Source organism: Streptomyces sparsogenes subsp. cuspidosporus, from assembly GCF_039532705.1.
Lineage (GTDB): Bacteria > Actinomycetota > Actinomycetes > Streptomycetales > Streptomycetaceae > Streptomyces > Streptomyces sparsogenes.
In genome coordinates this window covers 1-737 of sequence record NZ_BAAASD010000141.1, presented here as the reverse complement: position 1 = coordinate 737, position 737 = coordinate 1, and the positions used below count along the sequence as shown (strand labels likewise).

The following is a 737-nucleotide window of genomic DNA, read 5'->3' as shown; positions in this document are numbered from 1 at the left end:
CGACTTCACTCTGTCGGACGAGGAGATGGCCGCGATCGCCGCCCTCGACCGCGGTCTGCGCACCGGTCCCGACCCGGACACCCTCAACTAGCCACTCTTGGGCGGCCCGTGCGGGAGCGATCCACACCGTCCCGCACGGGCCGCCCCGGATCGTGCGGACCTGAGGGGCGTCTCCGCCCGCCGCCGGCCCTCCTCGGGCAGGGTGCGTTCATCCGTGGGTTCCGTGCGGGCCGCTCTCGCTGCCGCCGGCGCGTCACTCCAGGACGTCATCAGCACAAGGGTGCTCGTCGCATCGGCCCGGCGGGAGGACCTGGGCTCTGCCTGGCAGGTAGTCCGGGACTCGTTCGCTGACCACGACGTCCCCAGCACCTTGATGGGTGTCACTGTCCTCGGCTATGAGGACCAGCTCGTCGAGATCGAGGCCGTCGCCGCCGTGCTCGATGCTTGAGGCCCATTGACACGACGCGGCGGCCGAGCGCGGCCTGGACCGGAAGTGCCTGGCGGCGCCTGACCGTGCCCACACCGCCGTCACCATGAGACGCCCGACAGCAGCATCGCCGCCACCACGACGGTGAGCAGCCCTATGTACGCCCAGGCGTGGATCCGGTCGGGGATGCGCGGTGGGCGCCGCCGCAGCACCCCGATGACCGGCAGGGCACCGGCGAGCAGGGCCGCGGCGGCACCCGCGTCGACGAGGCCCACCAGGTGGACGTGCGCGCTCGCGGACGCCGGGAGCG

General features: G+C 72.9%; 3 pseudogenes. 2 read left to right on the top strand and 1 reads right to left on the bottom strand.

What is annotated here, in order from left to right:
* Together ABFY07_RS42745 and ABFY07_RS42740 are read left to right on the top strand one after the other, a co-directional pair.
* Positions 1 to 91 (top strand): annotated as a pseudogene (locus ABFY07_RS42745) (aldo/keto reductase); the annotation flags it as partial.
* 42 nt (positions 92 to 133) lie between these two features.
* A pseudogene (locus ABFY07_RS42740) lies at positions 134 to 448 on the top strand (Rid family hydrolase); the annotation flags it as partial.
* A gap of 80 nt (positions 449 to 528) precedes the next feature.
* Here ABFY07_RS42740 and ABFY07_RS42735 read toward each other — a convergent pair.
* Positions 529 to 737, bottom strand: a pseudogene (locus tag ABFY07_RS42735) (sulfite exporter TauE/SafE family protein); the annotation flags it as partial.